This is a genomic window from Nocardioides sp., assembly GCF_035481145.1.
In the GTDB taxonomy this organism is placed as follows: domain Bacteria; phylum Actinomycetota; class Actinomycetes; order Propionibacteriales; family Nocardioidaceae; genus Nocardioides.
This window is the reverse complement of the sequence record NZ_DATIHB010000184.1, coordinates 1-6,167: the sequence shown is the minus strand read 5'-3', so window position 1 is coordinate 6,167 and position 6,167 is coordinate 1. Positions and strand designations below refer to the sequence as shown.

Sequence of the window (6,167 nt, the reverse complement as noted above, 5' to 3'; positions counted from 1 at the left end):
CTCGCCCAGCCACCACGCCAGATAGCCGAGCAGCACGACGACGAGGGCGAAGCCGACCCATCGCCGACTGATCAGGAACGACAGGGAGCGCACCGGGTGAGGGTAGCGGCCGTATCCTTGGACACATGACCCTGGCCCTCGCTGACCGGCACGGTCGCGTCGCCACGGACCTCCGGGTGTCGTTGACCGATCGGTGCAACCTCCGCTGCTCCTACTGCATGCCTGCCGAAGGGCTCGACTGGCTTCCCGACGACACGCTGCTCACCGACGACGAGGTGGTCCGGCTGGTCCGGATCGGCGTGGAGCGGCTCGGCATCCGGGAGGTCCGCTTCACCGGCGGTGAACCGCTCGTACGCCGCGGCCTGGTCGACATCGTTCGGCGCACCGCTGCGCTGACGCCCGCTCCCGAGGTCAGCCTCACCACCAACGCGCTCGGCCTGGCCCGCGTCGCCGACTCGCTGGCCCGCGCCGGCCTGGCCCGGATCAACGTCTCGCTCGACACGGTTCGGGCCGACACGTTCGCCACGATCACGCGTCGCGACCGGCTGAAGGACGTCGTGGCCGGACTGGAGGCGGCGCAGGCTGCCGGACTCGGTCCGATCAAGGTCAACGCGGTGCTGCTGCGCGGCGTCAACGACGACCAAGCGGCGGAGTTGCTCGGCTGGTGCCTCGAGCGCGGCTACGAGCTCCGCTTCATCGAGCAGATGCCGCTCGACGCACAGCACGCCTGGCAGCGTGAGCAGATGGTGACGGCGGAGGAGATCCTGGAGCGTCTCGCCGCGGCGTACGACCTGACGCCGGTGAGTGAGCCGCGGGGGAGTGCCCCGGCCGAGCTGTGGAGCGTCGACGGCGGGCCCGGCACGGTGGGCGTGATCGCGAGCGTGAGCCGTCCGTTCTGTGGCGACTGCGACCGGGTGCGGCTCACCGCCGACGGCCAGGTCCGCAACTGCCTCTTCGCGCGCCAGGAGTCCGACCTCCTGGGCGCGATGCGCGCCGGTGCCACCGATGACCAGATCGCGGGTCGCTGGATCACCGCGATGCTCGGCAAGGCGCCCGGGCACGGCATCGAGGACCCGACCTTCCTCCAGCCCGACCGGCCGATGAGCGCTATCGGCGGCTGAGGCGGCTGAGGTTCGTCCGCCCGACGCTGCCGGTCAGGTCTCCTCGGGGACGAAGTCGGCGATCGCCTCGGTCTCGCGCAGGAAGCTGCGCGCGCTGAGGAAGTCGGTCAACGACACCTTGTGGCCCTCGCACGCGAGCCACGCCTTGCGGCGGTCGGGCGTGTGGATCTTCGGGTTGTTCCAGCGGAGCGCCCAGACGGCGTCGTCGACGCAGCCCTTCGCCGAGCAGGTCAGGGTGGTGGCGTCGTCGCGTTCGTCCATGAGGGCTCCAGTATCCCGGCTCAGCGCTCGAGCATGCGCTGCGGGTCGACCACCGTCGCCAGCGGTGCGGCGTCACGACGGTTGACGGCGTTGGCGAGCACCACCGCGACGTACGGCAGGAAGACGGCTCCGGCCAGGAGCACCCACATCGCCCACGAGTCGCGGAAGACCACCGCGCCGATGAAGCAGAGCGTGCGGATCGTCATCGCGATCAGGTAGCGGCGCATCCGGCCGGCCATCTCGTCCGCCGGCGAGATCGGCGCCGAGGTGATCCTGACCGGTTCCGACATGCCCCCAGCGTACGTCGGGCCACCGTCGCTAGGCTGGACGGGTCGACGGCCACCAGGGTCGTCTCGCTCACTTCGACACAGCCTGTGGAGGCCGCCATGTCCAGCCGCACCTACCGCATCTCCGAGCTCGTCGGCACGTCCCCCGACGGCATCGACCAGGCGATCCGCAACGGCGTCGAGCGCGCCAGCAAGACCCTCCGCCACGTCGACTGGTTCGAGGTCACCCAGGTCCGTGGCCACGTCATCGACGGCCAGGTCGACCACTTCCAGGTCTCCCTCAAGGTCGGCTTCCGCCTCGAGGACGACGAGTGACCCAGCCGTGACGGGCGTGGCCGTGACCCGCAGGCTGGTGCTCGTCCGTCATGCCGAGGCGGAGTCCTGGGCGTCGTCCGACATCGAGCGTTCCCTGACGCCGGCCGGCACCGAGGCGGCCGGCGTCCTCGGCAGCTGGCTCCGCGACCAGGCCGTCGTCCCTGACGCGGCGCTCGTCTCGGGCGCGCGGCGGACGCGCGAGACGTGGGCCGCGCTCGCCGATGCGGCCGGCTGGCCCGTGACGCCGACGTACGACGAGGGCCTGTACGCCGCCGGGCCGGACACTGCGCTCGACCTGATCCGCTTCGCGGCGCCCGAGGCCGGCACGTTGCTGGTGCTCGGGCACAACCCGACGATCCACTTCCTGGCGCAGGTGCTCTCCGACGGCACGGGCGACCCGTCGCTCACCGAGTCGCTGATGATCGGCTTCCCGCCGGCCTCGGTCGCGGTGCTCGAGTTCGACGCGGAGTGGGCAGAGCTGGGCGAGGGACACGGCCGGCTGGCCGCGGTCCGCCCGGGTCGCTGAGCCGCGCGGCGCTGCCGCCTGCCGCGAACTGTCGGCGTTGGTGCAACTGCCACCACACAGCCATCGGTTCTTGCACCCGCACCGCGGCATCGGCAGCTCGGCCCGGACAGGGCCAAGGTTCGTGCACAGGTCCCAAAGTCGCCCTCGGAGCCCCGCTCATGACGTCCACTTTGGTGCACGTGCATCAAAGCTGGCGTTGCGAGGCCAGGCTGGACGGATCTCGGCCATGTTCGACCGCTGGAGCTGTCGCGAGTCCGCGGCCCGGCCGCTGGAACGCAGAGCGTACGGCGAGTGATGGAGGGCGTCTGGTTGACGTTCGGCGTCCCAGCGGCATGCCAAGCGCGGGTCGGAACGCCACGTACCAACGACACGCTGATGCAGTCGCCTCCGCGCGTTGCCTGGATCTACCCAAAGCCATCGAGCGACGTGTACAAGCGCGGAGCGCGCGGGTCTCGGTCGGTGATCGAGCCGCGCGATTCAGACCAGCGGCTCGGGGGTCACGAAGCCCGCGGCTGCGTCGGCCGCGACGATCTCCTCACGGCTGATGCCGAGGAGGTACATGATCGTGTCGAGGTACGGCACGTTGACCGCGGTGTCGGCAGCCTCCTGCACGACCGGCTTGGCGTTGTAGGCGATGCCGAGCCCGGCGGCGTTCAGCATGTCGAGGTCGTTGGCGCCGTCGCCGATGGCGATGACGGACTTCTCGTCGATGCCGAGCTCGGCGGCGAACTCGCGCAAGGCGGCCGCCTTGCCGGCCCGGTCGACCACCGCGCCGACGACGCGGCCGGTGAGCTTGCCATCGACGACCTCGAGGTCGTTGGCGCGCGCGTAGTCGAAACCGAGATCCGCTGCGATCCGATCGGTGACCGCGGAGAAGCCGCCGGAGACCATCGCGAAGCGATAGCCGAGCCGCTTGAGGGTGCGGACCATCGTGCGGGCGCCCGGGTTGAGCTGGACCTCGTCGTAGACCTTGTCGAGCGCGCTCGCGTCGAGCCCCGCGAGCAGCGCGACGCGCTCGCGCAGCGACTGCTCGAAGTCGAGCTCGCCCCGCATGGCCGCCTCGGTCACCAGCGCCACTTCTGCCTCGCAGCCGGCGTGGGCGGCGAGCATCTCGATGACCTCGCCCTGGACGAGCGTGGAGTCGACGTCCATGACGATCAGGCGGGCCCCGCGGCGGAGCAGCGACGACTCCTGGACGGCGACGTCGACACCCCGCTTGCGGGACTCCTTGACCAGCTCGGTGCGCAGGGCGTCGGTCGGGACGCCGGAGACCTGGAGCTCGATCGCGGTGACCGGGTAGCGCGCCATCCGCTGCATCCGGTCGATGTTGGCGCCGAGGTCGGCGATCCGTCCCGCGATGCCGGCGACGGCCGCTGCCTTCAGCGGCGCACCGATGAGCGTGACCAGGCTGCGCCCCTCGGGCCGCGCGGCGTTGTCGCCCGTGCCGCGTTCGATCGAGACCTGCATGCCGAGGCCTGCCGCGGTCGACTCGAGCGTGGACCGGAGCCTGCGCGTGTCGCGCGGCGCCGTCACGAGTACGCCGAGGACCAGGCGGCCGCGGAGCACGATCTGCTCGAGGTCGATCACCGCCACACCCGCGGCGGCGAGCGTCTCGAAGACGCTCGAGGTCACGCCGGGGCGGTCCTCGCCCGTGAGCGTGATCAGCAGGGTGTCGGCGGGGGCGGTGCTGGCTTCAGTCATGACGGCGGAAGGTTATCGCTCCGCGGGGGCCGGGCGTGGCTGCGATCAGGAGGCGGGCGGCCAGACCTCGGGCGAGCACGCGGCGACGAGCGCTCGCCGCGCGGCCGCGGCGAGCGCTCGCAGCTCCTCCAGCGGCGCGAGGGTGGAGATCGTGAAGGCCTGGAGCCCGCGGGCGGCGAGCTCGACGCAGGCACCCGGCGTACCAGGTGGGGCGGGGAGGGGGTCGCGCCGGCGCAGGTCGAGCAGCGCGTCGGCGAGGTCGGGATGGTCGTGGCCGAGGTTGCGACCATCGAAGTGGTGGGCGGTCTGGGCGAGGGTGAGGCGCAGCCCGCGGTCGGCCTCACCGAGGTCGGGGAGCTGGCGGCGTTGCGCGGGCAGGAGCGACCAGGTGACGCCGTGGCCGGCGCGGTGGGGGACCAGGCCCATTTCGGCCCCGGCGAGGACGACGCCCTCGCGCGCCTCGAGCGCGGCCCTGTTGAACGCCGCGGGGCCCCCGAGGCCGAGCGGGTCGCCGTCGTCGGGGAGGGCCAGGCCGGCGGAGGTCGCACCGAGGTCGCGCAGTGCAGCAAAGGCGAACACGGGCCCGACGGGCTCGCGGTGACCGGGCAGGCCGACGAACTGGTGGAAGCCGTCGAGTGCGTCGACGGCATCGTCGAGCGAGGCGTCGCCGCGGCGCCACGCACTCCACCACCAGGAGAGGATCGCAGCGTCGGAGAGGGTCACGACGGGCAAGGGTAGGCCGTGTCAGGACGCTGTATAGGGTCGTCCCCATGTCCGCCGTGATCGAGTTCGCCGATGTGACCGTCCGCCGGGGCAACGCCCTGCTGCTGGACTCCGTGAACTGGACCGTCAACGAGGGCGAACGCTGGGTCGTGCTCGGCCCCAACGGTGCCGGCAAGACCACGCTGATGTCCGTCGCCTCCGCACAGATGCACCCGACGTCGGGCGTTGCCGGCATCCTCGGTGAGGTGCTCGGTGCGGTCGACGTCTTCGACCTGCGTCCCCGGATCGGCCTGACCAGCGCGGTCCTGGCCGAGCGGATCCCGCGGGACGAGACCGTGCGCGACCTCGTCGTCTCCGCGGCGTACGGCGTGGTCGGGCGCTGGCGCGAGGAGTACGACGAGATGGACCACGCGCAGGCCGACGCCCTGCTGAGCGAGCTGGGCTGCAAGGGGTTCATGGACCGCACCTTCGGCACTCTCAGCGAGGGCGAGCGCAAGCGGGTGCAGATCGCGCGGGCGCTGATGACCGACCCCGAGCTCCTGCTGCTCGACGAGCCCGGCGCCGGCCTCGACCTGGGCGGTCGTGAGGACCTCGTCTCCACCCTCGCGGTGCTGGCGTACGACGAGTCGTCGCCCGCCACGGTCCTGGTCAGCCACCACGTCGAGGAGATCCCGCCCGGCTTCACGCACGCGCTCGTGCTGAAGGAGGGGCGGGTCATGGCAGCCGGCCCCATCGCCGAGGTGATCTCCGACAGCGTCCTGTCGGCGACCTTCGGGATGCCGCTCCATGTGAGCCACGAGGACGGCCGCTGGCAGGCGCGTCGCGCGCACCGCCACGTCGGCTGAGGTCCTGGCCGGGTAGCGGCGCGCGTTGGTTGGCTTCTACCGCTAGATTCCAGCCATGGAATGGATCCGGGACCACGCGTGGGAGGCCTGGTTGGCCGTCGCGTTCGTGCTCGCGGCTGCGGAGATGGCCAGCATGGACTTCGTCCTGCTGATGCTTGCCGCAGGCGCGCTGGTCGGTGTCGTCGCCGCGCTCGCCGGCGCCGGCTGGGTGCTGCAGATCGTGATCGCGGGAGTTGCCGCTGCGGCCGCCCTCTGGCTGGTGCGGCCCGCGCTGCTCCGCCGACTGCACCGGTCGCCGGCGACGCCGCTGGGCATCGACCGCTACGTCGGCATGCAGGCGGTCGTGACGACGCGCATCACCGACCTCGAGGCCGGCTCGGTCCGGCTC

The 6,167-nt window shown here is 71.9% G+C and carries 9 protein-coding genes; 5 read left to right on the top strand and 4 right to left on the bottom strand.

Going from position 1 to position 6,167, the window contains the following annotated elements; genetic code table 11:
* Nucleotides 1–125: 125 nt before the first annotated feature.
* Nucleotides 126–1,121: a GTP 3',8-cyclase MoaA gene (gene moaA, locus VLF38_RS14915; RefSeq protein ID WP_325272026.1), complete on the top strand. Its 996-nt coding sequence runs from the start codon at nucleotides 126–128 to the stop codon at nucleotides 1,119–1,121.
* Between the two features lie 33 nt (nucleotides 1,122–1,154).
* On the opposite strand, the gene VLF38_RS14910 is transcribed toward moaA, so the two are convergent.
* On the bottom strand, nucleotides 1,155–1,382 hold the full coding sequence (locus VLF38_RS14910) for a hypothetical protein (RefSeq protein ID WP_325272025.1): 228 nt from the start codon (nucleotides 1,380–1,382) through the stop codon (nucleotides 1,155–1,157).
* Between the two features lie 20 nt (nucleotides 1,383–1,402).
* The gene (locus tag VLF38_RS14905) at nucleotides 1,403–1,672 is read right to left on the bottom strand and encodes a DUF3099 domain-containing protein (RefSeq protein ID WP_325272024.1); all 270 of its coding nucleotides are present in this window, start codon (nucleotides 1,670–1,672) and stop codon (nucleotides 1,403–1,405) included.
* Between the two features lie 96 nt (nucleotides 1,673–1,768).
* Between VLF38_RS14905 and VLF38_RS14900 the strand changes: the two genes are divergently transcribed.
* Entirely contained in the window at nucleotides 1,769–1,984 is a 216-nt protein-coding gene (locus tag VLF38_RS14900) for a dodecin (RefSeq protein ID WP_325272023.1), read from the top strand.
* A 22-nt stretch (nucleotides 1,985–2,006) separates the two neighbouring features.
* Complete coding sequence (locus VLF38_RS14895; protein ID WP_325272022.1) at nucleotides 2,007–2,510, top strand: SixA phosphatase family protein; 504 nt, start codon at nucleotides 2,007–2,009, stop codon at nucleotides 2,508–2,510.
* Nucleotides 2,511–2,987: 477 nt separating this feature from the next.
* Here the strand turns inward: VLF38_RS14895 and serB are convergent, their stop codons facing one another.
* Together serB and VLF38_RS14885 are read right to left on the bottom strand one after the other, a co-directional pair.
* Entirely contained in the window at nucleotides 2,988–4,211 is a 1,224-nt protein-coding gene (serB, locus tag VLF38_RS14890) for a phosphoserine phosphatase SerB (protein ID WP_325272021.1), read from the bottom strand.
* Between the two features lie 45 nt (nucleotides 4,212–4,256).
* Nucleotides 4,257–4,934 (bottom strand): hypothetical protein, encoded by a 678-nt coding sequence (locus VLF38_RS14885; protein WP_325272020.1) that lies wholly within the window; start codon nucleotides 4,932–4,934, stop codon nucleotides 4,257–4,259.
* A 47-nt stretch (nucleotides 4,935–4,981) separates the two neighbouring features.
* Between VLF38_RS14885 and VLF38_RS14880 the strand changes: the two genes are divergently transcribed.
* The gene (locus VLF38_RS14880; protein WP_325272019.1) at nucleotides 4,982–5,779 is read left to right on the top strand and encodes an ABC transporter ATP-binding protein; all 798 of its coding nucleotides are present in this window, start codon (nucleotides 4,982–4,984) and stop codon (nucleotides 5,777–5,779) included.
* A 55-nt stretch (nucleotides 5,780–5,834) separates the two neighbouring features.
* The coding region (locus VLF38_RS14875) for an NfeD family protein (protein WP_325272018.1) at nucleotides 5,835–6,167 on the top strand (333 nt) is incomplete at its 3' end.

Bases quoted from the DNA above. Each gene is read 5' to 3' on its own strand.
- moaA (WP_325272026.1), top strand. From the start codon at position 126: ATGACCCTGGCCCTCGCTGACCGGCACGGTCGCGTCGCCACGGACCTC.
- VLF38_RS14910 (WP_325272025.1), bottom strand. From the start codon at position 1,382: ATGGACGAACGCGACGACGCCACCACCCTGACCTGCTCGGCGAAGGGC.
- VLF38_RS14900 (WP_325272023.1), top strand. From the start codon at position 1,769: ATGTCCAGCCGCACCTACCGCATCTCCGAGCTCGTCGGCACGTCCCCC.
- VLF38_RS14880 (WP_325272019.1), top strand. From the start codon at position 4,982: ATGTCCGCCGTGATCGAGTTCGCCGATGTGACCGTCCGCCGGGGCAAC.
- VLF38_RS14905 (WP_325272024.1), bottom strand. From the start codon at position 1,672: ATGTCGGAACCGGTCAGGATCACCTCGGCGCCGATCTCGCCGGCGGAC.
- serB (WP_325272021.1), bottom strand. From the start codon at position 4,211: ATGACTGAAGCCAGCACCGCCCCCGCCGACACCCTGCTGATCACGCTC.